The organism is Spiroplasma endosymbiont of Cantharis rufa (assembly GCF_964019665.1).
GTDB lineage: Bacteria > Bacillota_I > Bacilli_A > Mycoplasmatales > Mycoplasmataceae > Spiroplasma_A.
Genome location: NZ_OZ026459.1, coordinates 1,099,667 through 1,116,104 on the forward strand (window position 1 = coordinate 1,099,667; position 16,438 = coordinate 1,116,104).

The window sequence follows — 16,438 nt, forward strand, 5'->3', positions numbered from 1 at the left end:
ATGAAAATTGCAATTTTAATTGATTCTTCTTGTGGAATAAAGAATACTAAAGATTATAAAGACCTGTATTTAGTTCCACTAATGATCACAAAAGAAGATGGAAAACAAATAGCTGACGATCAAAAATTGAGTACAGATGATTTTTATAAATTAAATGATTCACAACTTTTGAAAACTTCTCAGTCGATTCCAGGTGATGTTATGACAAAATGAGACGAATTATTAAAGGAATATGATCAAGTTGTTTGTTTATTACTTTCAAAAGGTCTTTCAGGACAATTTAATACATTCAGAATGTTTTCTCAAGAGGAAAAATATATAAATAAAGTACACGTAATTGACAATAATGGCGTAAGTATCGTTATTAAGCGTCAATTAGAATTAGTTCAATCACTAATTCAAGAGGGTAAAACTGGAGAAGAAATTAAAGATATTATTGAAAAATATTATAATGATATACACGGTTATATCATTCCTAAGTCTCTTGTCCAATTAGTTAGAGGTGGTAGAATTAGTAAAGCTGCTGCTGGACTTGCAAAAATATTGAAAATAACTCCAATTCTAAAATACAATGGAGAAATTGATAAACAAGGTAAAACTAGAACTTTTAAAAAAGCTGTTGAAGAAGCATTAAGGTTATTAAAAGTACTTTATCCTGAAAATAAGAAAATAGATATTTCTTATTCAAGAACCGATGAAGAGACTATAAATCTTGTTAAAAAAATAGTAACAGAAGCCGGCTATGAAATTGGACTGTTAGATAATCTAGCAAATACAATTATTTGTCATACTGGTAGGGAAACGTTTGCTTTTATGCCGTTTCAAATATGAGGAGAAAAACTATGAAAATAGCTGTAATTACTGACTCGTCGTGTGGAATTAATGATATAAATAGTATTAAAGATCTTTATCTAGTACCTTTAATGATTACTAAAGAAGATGGAGAGCAAATTGCTGATGATGAATCTTTCAAACCAGATGACTTTTATAGTTTAAATGATTCACAACTATTAAAAACTTCACAATCAATCCCAGGTATAATGATGGAAAAATGAGATGAATTATTAAAGGAATATGACCAAGTTGTATGTCTATTACTTTCGAAAGGTCTTTCGGGACAATATAATACCTGCAAAATGTTATCAAATGAAGATGATTATAAGGGAAAAGTATTTGTAATTGATACAAATGGCGTAAGTATAATTTTAAAAAAACAAGTACATTGAGTTTTACAATTAATTAAAGAAGGAAAAAATGCGAAAGAAATATCTGATTTAATAGAAAAAGCAAATAAGGATTTTAGAGTATTTATCATTCCTAAATCATTAAATCAATTAGTAAGAGGTGGAAGAATTAGTAAGGCGGCGGCTGGACTTGCAAAGTTCTTAAAAATTACACCAATATTAAAATATGATGGAGAAATTGATAAACATGGTAAAACTAGAACCTTCAAAAAGGCAATTGAAGAAGCACTAGCAGCATTAAAACAATTTAGTACTAAAGATACCATAGATATTTCTTATTCAAGAATTGATGAAGAAACATTAAATATGGTAAAAGATGCAGCAATGAATTTAGGATTTAAACTTGGCTTTTTAGATGAAATGCCAAATACTATTACTTGTCATACGGGTAGAGAAACATTCGCATTAGGAATATGAAAATAAATAAGGAGAATATATATGAAAATAGGAATATTAGTAGATAGTTCTACTGGTTTCATTCCAGAAGAGCATAATTCAAAACTTATAAGGGTAATACCATTACATTTAATCGTTAACAACAAAGATGATTATTTTGATACACCAGAAGTTATTAAAGAAAATGACTTAATGAAAGTCTTAGCAAGTAATAATCGTACAACAACAAGTCAAGCATCGCCAGGGGAATTAATGGAAAAATATGATGAAATGTTAAAAGAATTTGATCATATAATTCATTTAACAATTCCTTCAAACTTATCTGGTATGCATCAAACTGCTGTGATGCTAGCAAATGAAGATGACTATAAAGGAAAAGTTACAATTATTAAACATTTTATTGCAGCTAATTGTGCACAATTATTAGCTTTAAAATTTGAAGAAATGATTTTATCTGGAATTAATGAAGCTTCAAAATTTCAAGAAGAAACAGATAAATGAGCTAAAGACTCTTGAACTGCAATCATACCAAGTGATTTAAAAAAATTTGCTGAAGGTGGTCGCGCAAATTCTTTGCTAATAGCAATTTTGAAATTTATGAAAACAAAAGTTTCAATTCAATGATTAGAAAAACCTAAGAAAATTGGAATGGGAAGAACTTACAAATCAGTATTAGATAAAATGACTACTGCTTTAAAAAAAGAAATGAAAAGTGAATATGAATTACTTCTTGTTTCATTAGAGGAAATAAATAATAAAATAATTGAACAAATAAAAAATTATTTAAACGAAAATGAATTTGAGTTTAAGGAAGCTAAAGTACCTACCGTGTTTCCTTGACATGCAGGTATTGATACAATAGCACTTATAGCAATTAAAAAATCTTTACTACCTAAAAAAATAAAATAACGTTTTGCATTTAAAAAAAATGCAAAACGTTATTTTTTCTTTTATTTGGCAAGGGTAGCAGGATTTGAACCCACGACACTCGGATTTGGAGTCCGATGTTCTACCAACTGAACTATACCCCTATTTAATAAAAAAATACCTAAAAATTATTTAGGTATAAATTAGTTTTTTATTTGGCAGGGGTAGCAGGATTTGAACCCACGACACTCGGATTTGAAGTCCGATGTTCTACCAACTGAACTATACCCCTATTTAAAAATACCTTTTAATTATATCATTAAAAAATATTATGTATAAATTCAACATTAAATTATTTACATTTTTTACAAATTCCATGGAGTTCTAATTTAAAATGCTCTAAAGTCATATCCTTATCTTTTAATATTTCAGAGAATCTTAAAAATAATTCATTTGCTAAGGAAGGACTTTCTAGATCTTCTAACCCTCCACAATTATCACAAAAAATGTGCATAAGTTGCGGCGAGATTGCTTCATAGATTATTTGCTTACCATTAATTGTATTTGCAAATAATAAATGTAATTCCAAAAATAGATCTATATTATTATATATTGACATTACGTTTACAGAGCCTAAATCATTTTTTACCATGTCAATTACTTCATTAATTGTAAAATGCTTCTTTGAGATTATAATATTTAACATAGACATTCTTACATCAGTAAGTTTTATTTTTTTACTTTTAAAAAGTTCCAAATACTCTTTAAGGTTCTTTCCCATAAGTTATTTTTTCAATTTCTCAATAATTTCTAAAAGATCGCTTACTTTTTTAATATCTAATAAGTCTTCATCTGAAACAGTAATATTTAATTTTTCCTCTAAAGTAACAATCATATCCATTAAATCAAGTGAGTCTAACCCCATAGATTTGAATTCTGTTTTATTAGTAATTGTACCTTTTGCACCCTTATTTAAAAGCGCCTTTTTAATTTCTTCAAAATAATTCATCTAAATCACCTATAATAATTATAACTTAAATAAGTTTAAAATTTCAAGTATATCTATGATTTTCACATTGATAAAGAACATAAATCTGCTTGGGATATTCTAAATTACTTACTGAAAACTTAATATCAATATTATTATTTTTAGGACCTAACTTATTAAACTCTAACAAAAAATAATATTTAAACTCATTTAAAATAAAATATCTCTCATTTGAAAAATTAATAATATACATTTTCTGCTCTAAAGTAAAATTTATTTTTAGATTAGTTTTAACAAAATCATTTTTATCATTTACTGGAGGATTTTTATCTTCTTCCACACTTGTATCAGTTTCAATAACAGAACTACTAGATTTTATATAGTAAAAAATTACAAAGCTAAAAGTAGAGATAATTGATAAGAAAAATATCAACAGGAATAAATATTTATAAAGTTTTTTGATTTTCATTTATGTAGTTTATAACGCTCTCTTTTTCATTTCATCCTATTGAATTTATCTCAGCTACTTTTCAATTTATTAAAAAATCAAATCTCCTATTTATGACCTCATCACTATAATTTATTTCATATGACTTTTTATTTAAGTTTTCCGAAATATAGTCTATTGATAATTCTCTTGAGTTAAGGTCAATAACTCTATTATAAATAATTGAATTATTATATAAAGGATTTCATAAAATCCCAGCATTTCCATTTTCATCCTCTTCAACAATGTTTTTTATAAATTTGTATGTAGTAAAATTATCATTATTTATAACATATTGATTATCTTGATATACAAATTTATCTTTAATTTTTTTTATATTATAATATTTTGAAAAATTATCTGAACTCTTTAATTTTGGTATTGAAGATAGTTTATTTGTTCTATTAACTCCTTCTAAAAACATACTAATAAAAGTATTCATTTTACTACCTAAAACTGGTAATTGAAGTTCATTTCATAAAGAATACTTACTTCTAATTTTCATTTTTGGGTCAATAGTATTCAAGGAATTTGATTCTACTCTAATATTTAAATCATTTTTTACTAAATCAAAGTAATTTTTTTTATATTTATAATTAAAATCATAATTCAAATAACCATAAGCAAGATTAGAGATTGTAATAGCAGTATTATTAGTTTCATATTTATGCTGAGTTAAATTTCTTCGGTCTATTTCAATTGTGCCATAATTTGAATGAGGTTTTAGTCTATAACCATTAATATTATAACTGGCACTATATGTTATAAATAATTGTTGTTGACCATCTACTAAATCAGCTGGTATATTCAATTGCATAAAATCAAAATTGCTTACGCGAAAGGTTTTATTACTTCATGCTGTTATGCTATAACTTGGAATAATAACTAAATCATCCTTACCCACTTTTATAACCTCAGCTCCTGTTGGCGTCTTTATGTAAAATTTAATTGCTGCAGACTTGAGATTAATAATTGTTTGAAGAGCAATCGAATGAGAAAAAAATGTTTGAAAATAATCATAACCATTTTTGTTTGATAAACTTGGACGTATAAATAATCTATAGTATTCTTTTTTATTAAATGTATATTTTTCATTAAAAAATATAGTATCTAAATTTAAAGTGTCATTTTTAACTTCACTTATCTTTATAAACTCTTTATCTTTAAATTCACTTGTAAATTTAATTTCATCTTTAATATTTATATCTAAAATAAAAATCACCTCAATTAAGTTATCGATATTTTAAATAAAAAAGTCTCTTTTTAATAAAAAGAGACTTTAAATTCTTTAATGGGGCGTATAAAGGGAATTGAACCCTCGAGTGCCGGAACCACAATCCGGAGCGTTAACCACTTCGCCATATACGCCATAAAATATTGCACTTACTTATTATACTAAAAAGAGCAAAAAAAATACAACAATTTTGTTGTATTTTAAGAAACTGTTAAAATTTCAGGTTTTTCAAGAATTGCTTTAACTTTTGATAAGAATTTACCAGCTTCTGCTCCATCAATTATTCTTTGATCAATTGTTAAACTCATATGCATAATTGCCTTAATTGCTAATTTTTCATTATCAACTACTACAGGTTTTTTAACAACTTTTCCTACTCCAATAACTGCAGCATTTGGGTAAAAAATTGTTGGTGTTGCTTGAATTGCGCCTATATTACCATAATTAGAAATTGTAATTGTACTTCCCTCTGATTCATAATTCAAAAGTTCTCCAGCACGAAGCCTTGATGTCATCTCTTTAATATCAATCGCAACTTCCTTTATTGATAATCTATCAACAAATTTTAAAACTGGAATAATTAAACCCTCACTTGTTTCAGTTGCAAGGCCAATATTATGATATTTTTTAATAATAACTTCGTTTGTTTCTGGATCATAACTTGAGTTCAATTTTGGATATTCCTCAAGAGCAATCGAGATAGATTTAGCTATAAATGAAATTGTTGTAAATTTAATATGATTTTGAGTTTGCTTCAACATATGTTTTAGTTTTAAGATAGAACTCATATCAATTTCTGTTGAAATTGTTAGTGGAGGAATAAAATTTTGGCTTAAAATCATTGATTTTACAGCAGAATTTCTATTTTTATTAACTTTTTCTCTTTCAATAACTTTATTTTCATCATTAGATTCAAATTGTAAATATCCTACAGAGTTATCTGGTTTATCAACTTCAAAGTTGATATCTCTAATATTTTCTTCTTTTCTTTCTAGTCTCCTTACTTCTTTTTGTTCCTGATGCAATTGTTCTTCTTGATATCTTTCTCTCTCATATTTTTCTCTAAACTGTCTTTCAACTTTTGCAATGACTTCTTGCTCTAAAAGAATTTGCTCTTCTTCTTTACATTTTTTTTCTTTTAGTTCATTAGCAAATGAATTAATTTCCTCTTTAATCACTGATTTTAAATCACTTGCACTAATATCTCTATTTGAAACTTTATTCTGATTCATATTTTGCATCATATTTTGCATTAACATATATTGCATCATTTGACCAAAAGTATCAGGACCAGCATTAAAATTTGACTGTTGATTTAATTTAGAAGTAGCAGCATGTAATTGATTTTGTTCTTTTAAAGTTCTATGTAACTCTTTAATTTCAGCCTTTAAAAAGTCCAATGTTTCATCAGCAATTTTTTTATCATAGACTTTCACTAATTCATCATCCTTTTTACTTATTTGAGTTTTAATTTCCTTTTGAATAACTTTTGGTGTTTCTTCAGGAATCTCATTTATATCAAATTCAGCTGTATTAACAGTTTCAAATGACATATTTTGGTCAAGTTCATTATCAATAGTTTTTAAGTTTTCATTTTCAGAAATTTTTAAATGTATTTTTTTATATAGATCATGTTCTCTATTTTTATATAAATCTTGTTCCTTATTTTGAGCTAAGTCTTTATTATTTATTTGACCATCAAATTCTAATCCTTGATTCCTTTCAATAAAACGCTTTTCAGCTTTATAAGCCGAATATAAATTTGTAGTTCTTAATCAATTTTCAAATTCTATTCTACCTTTTGGAGTCTCATTATATAAAACATATGTTGTAGCTCCACTTTCTGGATCTTGATATAAAACTTCTCTCAAAAATTCTTGAGGTATTCCTATTTCTTTTATTTTTTTACTAAAACTTAAATTATCTTCAGTTAAACCTTGTTCGATTGCTTCTCTTCTTTGTCTAATAGCTGCTCTATCATCATGATTTTTTATAACATTTCATCTTTTTCTTGTGTCATGAAGATTAGAGATTTTTGTATCTGCATAATTTCAGTTGCTTTTTGAGTTAATTTCTTTGTCAAATTTATTTGAATTGTCTTTACTCATTATGGCCTCACTATAATCAATTTCATCATCAGAATCTACTAATGTTGATTTTTTTTCTTTAAAATATGATTCATTTGATACATTACTTTCCCTTTTAAAAATTGCTTCAGTTTCAATATTTTGGTTTTTTACATCAGACCCTTGTTTAAATTCATTATTATTCTCTTGTAAGTGTTTTTGTTGCTCGCTATTATTTTCAACTCTCTGGTGGTCTAATATAGCATTATCTTTGGTAGCTACAATGTCAGATTGTAAAACTCTTGTGTCTCCCCCAGCACCATTAAGTTTTTCAATTCTTGCTTGAATTATATTTCTCATAATTAAAGGACGACCCTTTTCGTCTGTTTTTGACATTGCATTTATTTCACCTGCATTGTCTTTAAATTCTTTAAAATTATTTTCTTCAAGCAGCTTTTCTTTTCTTGCTTCTACAAGTTGTCTAAATTTACTTACGCCACTAACATTATCTGTTGAAAATAAATTAGTACTATCTGATTTTTTTACCTCTTCTGGAGTAATTTTTAGCAGGTCTTCTTTTGATAAATCACCATTATATTTATGTTGAGGAGCATTTTTAATTGATTCTTTAATACTTAATCTCATTTGAGCAAATTTATCTTTTGGTTGCATATTTGATTCACTCATAATTTCATTTACCTCTTTATTTTCTTGTAACTTTATTGAACTATTATCTATATCTTTTTTGTTAAAATCACTTATTATTGTTGATTCAATATTTTTATTAGAAATTGCATTATTATTAATAGTATTAAACTTTATATACTCAGTTTTTTCAATCTTATTTGAATTTAAGTTTTCACTTTTAATATCAAGTTCTTGCTTATTAATTAATTTAACTTCTGCTTTTTTAAGACTTTCCTTTTTATATTTTTCAATTTCTAAATCTCCAATAACAATATTTGCTAAAATACTACCATTCTTGATATGACTACCTATTTTAATGGTTTTTGCAATAAGACCGTTATAGTTAGACTTTATTTTAACTTCACTGCCATCTTCTAATTCAGCAAGGGCAAAGTCCTCACCAAAAATAACTTCTTCTCCAGAAAATAATCATCTTTTTAAAATTGCTTTTGACTTCAAATTTCTAGCTCTTAGATGCACCATAACCCCATTGCCCCTTTGATGTTTTATATACCAACTATTATTATATAAAAAATAAAGGTAAATTCCTACCTTTATTAGTTAACATATTTAGTTTTAAATATCAAAACTCCGTTTTTAACAAGTTTTTTGTATCGTTCAGCTTCTCTTAAGTTTTCCTTAACAAAAGATCTATCTTTATAATTAAGTGATAATATTCATTCCTTAATTTTAATTTTATTATTTTTTTGAGCCTTTTTTTCATTTTTAATAGAAGCAATTTCTAACTTATGTTTTAAGATTTTTGACTTGATATATTCATTTTTTTTCATTTTTCTTTCATTTTTTTCTAGTGATTTAATTCCCTTTAGAAAAACTCTATATTCTGTTTTTTTATGAATTATATCCATTTTATTTTGATTTTTTAATCTAATTTTTTGTAATTTTCTTTTTTGTATACGATATGCATGTTCTTCTCTTGTAATTAGCTTTCCTTCAATATCATGTCATCTATAAAACTTACCATTATTTCATTTTAGATAAATAAATTGCAATCCTACAACTATTAAAGTTATGCATAAACAAGCGAATAAAAAAGTACATATAACTAATCATTCTGGACCAAAACTTTCTCCAGCAATATATTTTTGCCCATCAACTGTATAAGATAATTCATACTGATGAATATTTAAAAATCAGTATGGATATCACATTTGATCAGTAAAATGTCTTGATTTATCAATAACTCCATTTTCTGGACTTCAAATATTATTTCAAAAATAATTATAACCAGGAGCAGTTGGATTTAGAATATCACTTGGGGGACTATAAATTCTTGAATAGAACTCAGGAGAATAAAATTTATATCTCAATTCTCCTCTTATCATTGCAAATATTAAATATCCTGTTGGATAAAAACAATTCATTGGTAACGAGAACTTTGAATATCTTCTAGGAGAATAATATTGATCTCCACAAGAAAAAATAAAATAACCAATCATAATACTTGGAATAAAAACATGTAAGACACTTGTTGAAACCCAACTTGACGGATAATAAGCACCCATTTCATCAACAGATGCTACTAATCCAAATCAGAAAACAATCATAGTCAAACTTATATATACTGTCATTGCTAATTCTACTGAGAATGGCGGTTTTGTATTATATATTTTTTTCATAAAAATAGCCATTGCTAAATAAAAAACTACAGCATAATTTGATTGAGTTGTAAAAAAAGAATAATAGATATTTAATCTCTCTAATGTAGGAATACCTTCAAGATTTTTTTTAGGTGCATAAATTTGTAAAACAAAATCGAAAGCCAAAAAAGAAAGTAAAACCATTAAAATCATTACTTTTAAAGAAAACTCAAAATCTTTATTAAATTTCATAATATATCACCTTACTTTTCATTGTAAAAATTATATCTAAATACAATAAAAAAACCAAATCGATATACTATTTGTATTAGACATTTTTTTATAAAAATTTTAGAGTCTGATTACAAATCATTAACTCTTCATTAGTTTTAACTTTTAAAACTGGAATTTTTGATTCATTAGAAGAAATTAATAAATAGTCAGAATATTTTTCATTATTTAATTTATATTCAATATGTAAATCTAATAACCTACATTTTTGAGATATTTTTTCTCTAATTACTCCTGCATTTTCGCCAATTCCTGCAGTAAATATAATTCCATCAATATTATCATTTATTTGGTTTGCAAATTTAACTATAAAATCAGCAACTATTTGAGTATAAAGTTCAACTGCTAAGGAAGCTTTTTTATTACCTTTTTCAGAAGCTGAAATTACATCTCTCATGTCACTACTTACTTCACTAACGCCTTGTAAACCAGATTGTTTATTTAAAATATCTGTAATTTCATAGATATCCTTGCCAGTTTCTTTTGAGATATATTGAATAATTGAAGGGTCAATATCTCCACTTCTTGTTCCCATCATTAATCCTGCCAATGGAGTTAATCCCATAGTCGTATTATAAGATTTACCATTTTTAATAGCACAAATACTTCCACCATTCCCCAAATGACAAACAATTAGATTTAATTTTTCTTGCTTTTTGTTAAATATTTCTTGAGCTTTATACGCAATATATTCATAACTAATGCCATGAAAACCATACTTTCTAACTTTATAATCTGTATACCATTGATATGGTGTCGTATACATATAGTTAATTTCTGGCATTGTTTGATGATATGATGTATCAAAACAACCTACAAGCTTAGCTTTTGGCAAACTTTCTTGAAAAGCATTAATTGATGTTAATGCTCCTGGATTATGTAACGGAGCCAACCTTATATTTTCTTCAATGGTTTTTTTAATTTCCTTTGTTAATTCTACTGTTTTAACAATTTTATCTCCACCATGAACTACTCTAAAACCAATTCCTTTAATATCATCAGCTTTATCAATTACTTTTAGTTCTGTAAACTTAGTTAAAATTAATTTAACTGCGTCTAAGTGATCTTTCATTTCATTTTCAAATACATGTTTTTTATCATTAATTTCAATTGTCAATTTGCCATCTACTGAAATTCTCTCTGCTAATCCCTCAACAGTTGAAATAGGATTTTTTTTATTTGCTATATCAAATAATTTAAATTTAATTGAACTACTTCCGGCATTCACTACTAAAATCATTACTTATCTCCTCCATTAAACATTGATGTATATATTGTTACTATTGATGTTTGTTTAATATCTTCTAAAGTTGCACCTCTTGAAAGATCATTTACTGGTTTATTTAATCCTAAAATAAAAGGTCCTGCAGCTTGAAAATTACCAAATCTTTGAGCAATTTTATATCCAATATTTCCAGAATTTAAATCTGGAAATACGTAAACATCTGGATGCTCTTTTGTAATTTTTGTTTTTGGGTATTTTTTTATTCTTACACTTTTTTCAAAAGCAGAATCAAATTGCATTTCTCCATCAAAAGTTATCCCTTTTGACTCTTTTGACTTTAATATATCCACAGCTTCTTTTACTTTTTCTACACTCGCACCCATACCTGAACCATTTGTCGAGTAACTCAACATTGCAACTTGAACATTTTTTTCATTTAATTGTTGAGCAAAATCAGCTGACATTGAAGCAATATCTGCCAATTGATTTGCATTTGGATCAACATTTAAAGCACAATCTGTAAATAAGTAAATCTCTTCTTCTTTTGACATTAAGAAAACAGATGAAGCTATTGAATATTTTTTACTTGTTTTAATAATTTGCAGAGCAGGTCTTAAAGTATCAGCAGTTGTATACTCCAAACCACAAATCATTGCATCAGCTAAATCTAATTTCATCATCATTACACCAAAGTAAGTTCTCTGCTCCATTAGTTTTTTTGCCGTTTGTTCATCAGCTTTATCTTTTCTTACTTCCAAAAATAATTTAATCATTTTATCTTTATCATATTGGTCCATAATAACAGTTTCTATTTTTTCGTTTAAATTATTTGGTACCTCATTTTTTGTATTAAATAATAATACAGGCATTGCTAAATCATTTTCTACTAAAAAATTAGCTGTTTGTTGTATTTTTTCTTGTGTCCCTTCAGGAAAAACAATTCTTTGTTTTTTCTTGATTGCTTTAATTTTATTCTCTATTTCTTTAATTGATCACATATAAATTCCTCACTTTTATACTTTTCTATTTCTTTTAATAATGTCGACGAAACTTTTCTATTTTTATTATCTGATAAAAATAATACAGTTTCTAATTCATCATAAATACTTTTATTTCCATCATAAAGCTCTATTTCATAATTTAAAGTTTGAGAATCTCTAATTCCCCTTACAATATATTTTATTTCTCTTTGTTTTGCAAAGTAAGCAGTTAATTCATTTTCATTTATTTCAATTTTTACATTTTTTAATCCTTTAGTCATAGATTTGATTTTATCAATTCTATACTTCAGATCAGGATTCTTATTTTTTGAAATATTTTTTGTAATAACAACTATAACTTCATCAAATAGCATTGCAGCTTTCACTAAAATATTTAAGTGTCCCTCATGAAAAGGATCAAAACTCCCTGGATAAATAGCTCTTTTCATATTAACCCTTCCTTAATACATTTATAATTTTATATTTATTTTAGTGAAAAAAGTGTCTTTATTTTATTTTATGTAATAAAATAAAATAAAGGAGTATATAAATGAAAATACTACTAGTTGATATTGGAAATACCACTGCAGATTTCCGTTTGTGAAATAAAAAAACAAATGAATTGAAAAAAATAATTAGGCCAGAAACAAAGGACCCTAAATGAAGAAGAAGTAAAGTTTTAGTTAAATATTTCTTAGACAATAATATAGAAATTGATAAAATTAGTTATGTTTCTGTTGTACCTGAATGAAATGATATTATGAGAGCATTTGCAAATAATATTGGAGTATCAATATCAAATTTAAGAGATGACTATGATATCGAAAGAGAATTATTTAAAGTAGACAATATTAATAAACTTGGAGCTGATTTTATATCAAACTTTTATGGAGCTATGGATAATTATGAAATTAAAAATGGAGCAATAATTTCTATGGGTACAACTTCAACTATTGCAATAATTGAAAATAAAGAATTTAGGGGAACAATAATTTGTCCAGGACTAAAAAACTCATTAAATTGTTTAATCTCTAGTGCAGTTCTTTTACAAAATAATAACTATAAAAAGTCAAATAAACTTTATGGAAAAAATACAATAGATGCTATAAATGTTGGCGCTTTTAATGCTCACTATTTAATGCTCACTTCAGTTATTAAAAAACTAAAATTAGATTTTGCAATTTTTACTGGTGGAAACTCAATAGAATTCAAAGAAGATATCATAAAAGATGGTTTTACTTTCGATGAGTCACTAATTTTTAAGGGACTTATAAAATTTAATAAATAAAAATTGATATAAATATTTATATCAATTTTTAAATTTTACTTAAAAAGTTTAGAGTATCTTCAAAAATTAATTCCTTATCAATATCAAAAAGTATTTCATGTCTTAAGTTTTCATATATTTTCATCTCTACATTTAATTTTACCTTTTTAAATTTTCTATAGGTTTTAATAACTTTTTTTCCATAATTTCCTACTGGATCATCCGAGCCTGAAACTAAAATTATTGGCAAATCTTTTCTAATTTTTAAAATATTTTTTTTATTTTGAATATATAAAAGACCCATAAAAAGATCTTTAAAGGCAGATGTTGTAAATATTTGACCACATAATGGGTCTTCATTAAAACTTTTAACATTGCTCGAGTCAATAGATAATCACTCATTCCCCGTATTTCCCTCTTTATTAAATTTTTTATTAAATTTTTTGTAACTTAAATTTCATATAAATTTATCAATATTTTTTGAACCATATTTTTTCTGTCTTGACTTTGCAACTTTAATACCAAACTTTAAAGATAACTTACTTTCCCAAGCAGTTCCACTAAGAACTAACCCATCAATTGATAATCCATAATCAATTGCATAATTTCTTGCTAAAAAACTTCCCATTGAATGACCTAACATAACTATTTTTTTGTCTGCGTAATTTTTTTTAATAAAAATATTTACTAAGTATAAATCATCAACTAGAATTTTCCAACCGTTATTATCTGAAAAATAACCTAGTTCTTGATTTTTTAAATCTGCTGTTTTACCATGACCTCTATGGTCATTTGAAATTACAACTCAATTATTTTTATTTAAGAAATTTGCAAATTCGTCATATCTTTTTGAGTGTTCACAACTTCCATGAACAACTTGCAGCACTCCTTTTACTTCTTTAACTTTATCTCAAATATAAGTATAGATTTTTTTACCATCTTGAGCTAATAATTCTATTTCTTTCATTAATGCACATCCTTCTTTTTATATTATATGATACAGAAAATAAAACCCCTTAAATTATTTTAAAGGGTTTTATCTATGCTATTGCTTGCTTTGCTGTATTAAATACTTCCTTTAATTGCTCACAAGATTTATTAAATAACTCCTGTTCATTATTTGCAAGTTTTCATTTAATGATTTTTTCAATTCCATTTCTTCCAATGATACAAGGAACACTTGTATAGATATCCTTATTTTCATATTCGCCATTTAAAAGAGCTCCAACTAATAGCATTTTCTTTTCATTTTTAAGAACTGCTTTTACAATTATAGTCAAACAAACTCCTACACCATAATATGTAGCTCTCTTTTTCTCAATAATTTTATAGGCTAAATGTGTAGCTTCATCTTTTATCTCTGAAAGATCCTTTTGAGTAATGCTACCTTCCTCTATATACTCTTGAACTGTTTTTCCCATTACAGTAGCTTTACTTCAAGCAGCAACACTTGAATCACCATGCTCTCCTAATAAATAAGCTTCTACACTATTTGGCATCACATCAAGTTTAGTTGCTAATAACCTTCTTAATCTTGCTGAATCCAAAGTTGTTCCTGAAGAAATGACTTTAGAACTATCATATCCAGTAACTGTTTTATATACATAAGTTAAAACATCTACTGGGTTTGAAGCTATTAATGTAATTCCATTAAATCCAGACTTCTTAATTTGTTCAGCAATTTCTTTCATAATTTTTGCATTATCTGCAACCATCTCTAATCTAGTTTCACCAGGTTTTTGTGGTCTTCCAGCAGTTATCACAATAATATCTGCATCTTTGCAATCTGAATAATCTCCTGCCTTTATTGAATTAAATGATATAGGTAAAACTGCCTGTGCATCTGCAATATCCATTTCATTTCCTTCTGCTGCATCTTTAAAAACATCTATTAACACATATTCTTGTGCAATTCCTTGGTTTACAGCTGAGTAAATAAAACTTGTTCCGACAGCTCCACAACCTACTAACACTACTTTTTTATTTTTTAACATATTTTTATCGCTCCTACACTTATATACTAATACAAACTACACTTATATTTTTATAAATAAATAATTAATACAAAAATGAAAAAAAATTTTATAGAAGTAAAAAAAAATACTCATAAATGAGTATTTTCATATGTACATCTGATAGTCAATTAACGTTTTGAGAATTGTGGTGCTCTACGTGCTCCATAAAGTCCGTATTTTTTACGTTCTTTCACACGAGCATCACGTGTTAATAAACCATTTCCTCTTAACTCTGGTTTGTAATCTTTGCTTGCCTCTAATAAAGCTCTTGCAATCCCTAAGCGAGCTGCACCAGCTTGACCAGTAAATCCTCCACCTTTAACAGTAATTTTGATTGAAAAATCTGATTTTGTACCTGTAGCATCTAAAGGTTGTTCCATATCTTGAACTAATGTTGGATATGGGAAAAACTCTAAAGCTGGTTTTCCATTAACTATAATCTCACCTTGACCGGGACTTAGTATAACTTGAGCAACGGAAGACTTTCTTCTTCCAGTTCCTCTATACATAACAACTTCTTTTTTTGCTGCCATTATTTACTATCTCCTTTTTTTGAATGAACCATTAAAATTTCTGGATTTTGTGCCTGGTGTGGATGTTCATTACCTGCATAAACGTGTAATGCACGGTATTGATTTCCTCCTTGAACATTTTTAGGTAACATTAATCTTACTGCACGCTCAATAATTCTTTCAGGGAATAATTTACGTTGTGTTGCAACGTTTCTAGATTTTAATCCCCCTGGGTGCATTGAGTGGTGGTAATAGTTTTTATCATTTTCTTTTTTACCTGATAAAACTATTTTTTCAGCATTAATTACAATTACATGATCACCATTGTTAATATGGGGTGTAAATGTAGGTTTATTTTTTCCTCTTAGAACCATAGCAATTTGAGTAGATAATCTACCTAAAGTTGCTCCAGTTGCGTCAACTACATATCATTTTTTAGCAATATCTGCTGTTTTAATAAGTGTAGTTTGTTTCATGTGCTTGTTCTCCTTACCTTCCGGGGCTAGTGAGTAAGCAAATATATTATACATTAATTATTAAAACTCACAAATAAAAAATGGAATAAAGTATAAAAAACC

The 16,438-nt window shown here is 26.6% G+C and carries 17 protein-coding genes and 3 tRNA genes; 4 read left to right on the forward strand and 16 right to left on the reverse strand.

Annotated elements, in window-relative coordinates; genetic code table 4:
- The 3 genes from AACL15_RS04770 to AACL15_RS04780 are packed head-to-tail and all read left to right on the forward strand — an operon-like array spanning position 1 to position 2,549.
- Positions 1–852, forward strand: a complete 852-nt coding sequence (locus AACL15_RS04770; protein WP_339033936.1) for a DegV family protein — start codon at positions 1–3, stop codon at positions 850–852.
- Positions 843–1,667 carry a DegV family protein gene (locus tag AACL15_RS04775; RefSeq protein WP_339033938.1) on the forward strand — a complete coding sequence of 275 codons (825 nt, stop codon included), beginning with the start codon at positions 843–845 and terminating at the stop codon, positions 1,665–1,667. The genes AACL15_RS04770 and AACL15_RS04775 overlap by 10 nt, the downstream gene beginning before the upstream one ends.
- Before the next feature lie 15 nt (positions 1,668–1,682).
- Positions 1,683–2,549, forward strand: coding sequence for a DegV family protein (locus tag AACL15_RS04780; RefSeq protein WP_339033940.1), 867 nt, complete (start codon positions 1,683–1,685; stop codon positions 2,547–2,549).
- Between the two features lie 46 nt (positions 2,550–2,595).
- Here AACL15_RS04780 and AACL15_RS04785 read toward each other — a convergent pair.
- The 12 genes from AACL15_RS04785 to coaD form a co-directional block, all read right to left on the reverse strand.
- Positions 2,596–2,671: transfer RNA gene (locus AACL15_RS04785), tRNA-Trp, on the reverse strand.
- A 52-nt stretch (positions 2,672–2,723) separates the two neighbouring features.
- Positions 2,724–2,799 (reverse strand) — tRNA-Trp (locus tag AACL15_RS04790).
- A 60-nt stretch (positions 2,800–2,859) separates the two neighbouring features.
- The gene (locus AACL15_RS04795; RefSeq protein ID WP_339033942.1) at positions 2,860–3,288 is read right to left on the reverse strand and encodes a Fur family transcriptional regulator; all 429 of its coding nucleotides are present in this window, start codon (positions 3,286–3,288) and stop codon (positions 2,860–2,862) included.
- 3 nt (positions 3,289–3,291) lie between these two features.
- On the reverse strand, positions 3,292–3,516 hold the full coding sequence (locus AACL15_RS04800; RefSeq protein ID WP_339030208.1) for an acyl carrier protein: 225 nt from the start codon (positions 3,514–3,516) through the stop codon (positions 3,292–3,294).
- A gap of 25 nt (positions 3,517–3,541) precedes the next feature.
- Positions 3,542–3,964 carry a hypothetical protein gene (locus tag AACL15_RS04805; RefSeq protein WP_339033944.1) on the reverse strand — a complete coding sequence of 141 codons (423 nt, stop codon included), beginning with the start codon at positions 3,962–3,964 and terminating at the stop codon, positions 3,542–3,544.
- On the reverse strand, positions 3,942–5,204 hold the full coding sequence (locus tag AACL15_RS04810) for a hypothetical protein (protein ID WP_339033946.1): 1,263 nt from the start codon (positions 5,202–5,204) through the stop codon (positions 3,942–3,944). The genes AACL15_RS04805 and AACL15_RS04810 overlap by 23 nt, the downstream gene beginning before the upstream one ends.
- Before the next feature lie 70 nt (positions 5,205–5,274).
- Positions 5,275–5,350: transfer RNA gene (locus AACL15_RS04815), tRNA-His, on the reverse strand.
- Between the two features lie 66 nt (positions 5,351–5,416).
- Entirely contained in the window at positions 5,417–8,452 is a 3,036-nt protein-coding gene (locus AACL15_RS04820) for a 2-oxo acid dehydrogenase subunit E2 (protein WP_339033948.1), read from the reverse strand.
- 74 nt (positions 8,453–8,526) lie between these two features.
- Positions 8,527–9,822 carry a hypothetical protein gene (locus tag AACL15_RS04825; RefSeq protein ID WP_339033950.1) on the reverse strand — a complete coding sequence of 432 codons (1,296 nt, stop codon included), beginning with the start codon at positions 9,820–9,822 and terminating at the stop codon, positions 8,527–8,529.
- An 88-nt stretch (positions 9,823–9,910) separates the two neighbouring features.
- Positions 9,911–11,101 carry an acetate kinase gene (locus AACL15_RS04830; protein ID WP_339033952.1) on the reverse strand — a complete coding sequence of 397 codons (1,191 nt, stop codon included), beginning with the start codon at positions 11,099–11,101 and terminating at the stop codon, positions 9,911–9,913.
- Positions 11,101–12,084, reverse strand: a complete 984-nt coding sequence (gene pta, locus AACL15_RS04835) for a phosphate acetyltransferase (protein WP_339033954.1) — start codon at positions 12,082–12,084, stop codon at positions 11,101–11,103. Before pta ends, AACL15_RS04830 begins: the two co-directional genes overlap by 1 nt.
- Positions 12,063–12,515, reverse strand: coding sequence for a pantetheine-phosphate adenylyltransferase (coaD, locus tag AACL15_RS04840; protein WP_339033956.1), 453 nt, complete (start codon positions 12,513–12,515; stop codon positions 12,063–12,065). The genes pta and coaD overlap by 22 nt, the downstream gene beginning before the upstream one ends.
- A 101-nt stretch (positions 12,516–12,616) precedes the next feature.
- Between coaD and AACL15_RS04845 the strand changes: the two genes are divergently transcribed.
- Positions 12,617–13,354 carry a type III pantothenate kinase gene (locus AACL15_RS04845; RefSeq protein WP_339033957.1) on the forward strand — a complete coding sequence of 246 codons (738 nt, stop codon included), beginning with the start codon at positions 12,617–12,619 and terminating at the stop codon, positions 13,352–13,354.
- Positions 13,355–13,382: 28 nt separating this feature from the next.
- On the opposite strand, the gene AACL15_RS04850 is transcribed toward AACL15_RS04845, so the two are convergent.
- From AACL15_RS04850 to rplM, 4 genes are all read right to left on the reverse strand, one after another.
- On the reverse strand, positions 13,383–14,300 hold the full coding sequence (locus AACL15_RS04850) for an alpha/beta fold hydrolase (protein ID WP_339033959.1): 918 nt from the start codon (positions 14,298–14,300) through the stop codon (positions 13,383–13,385).
- Positions 14,301–14,373: 73 nt separating this feature from the next.
- Positions 14,374–15,327 (reverse strand): L-lactate dehydrogenase, encoded by a 954-nt coding sequence (locus tag AACL15_RS04855; protein ID WP_339033961.1) that lies wholly within the window; start codon positions 15,325–15,327, stop codon positions 14,374–14,376.
- Between the two features lie 149 nt (positions 15,328–15,476).
- Positions 15,477–15,881, reverse strand: coding sequence for a 30S ribosomal protein S9 (gene rpsI, locus AACL15_RS04860; protein ID WP_422398393.1), 405 nt, complete (start codon positions 15,879–15,881; stop codon positions 15,477–15,479).
- Positions 15,881–16,336, reverse strand: coding sequence for a 50S ribosomal protein L13 (gene rplM, locus AACL15_RS04865; protein ID WP_339033963.1), 456 nt, complete (start codon positions 16,334–16,336; stop codon positions 15,881–15,883). Before rplM ends, rpsI begins: the two co-directional genes overlap by 1 nt.
- Positions 16,337–16,438: the final 102 nt, after the last annotated feature.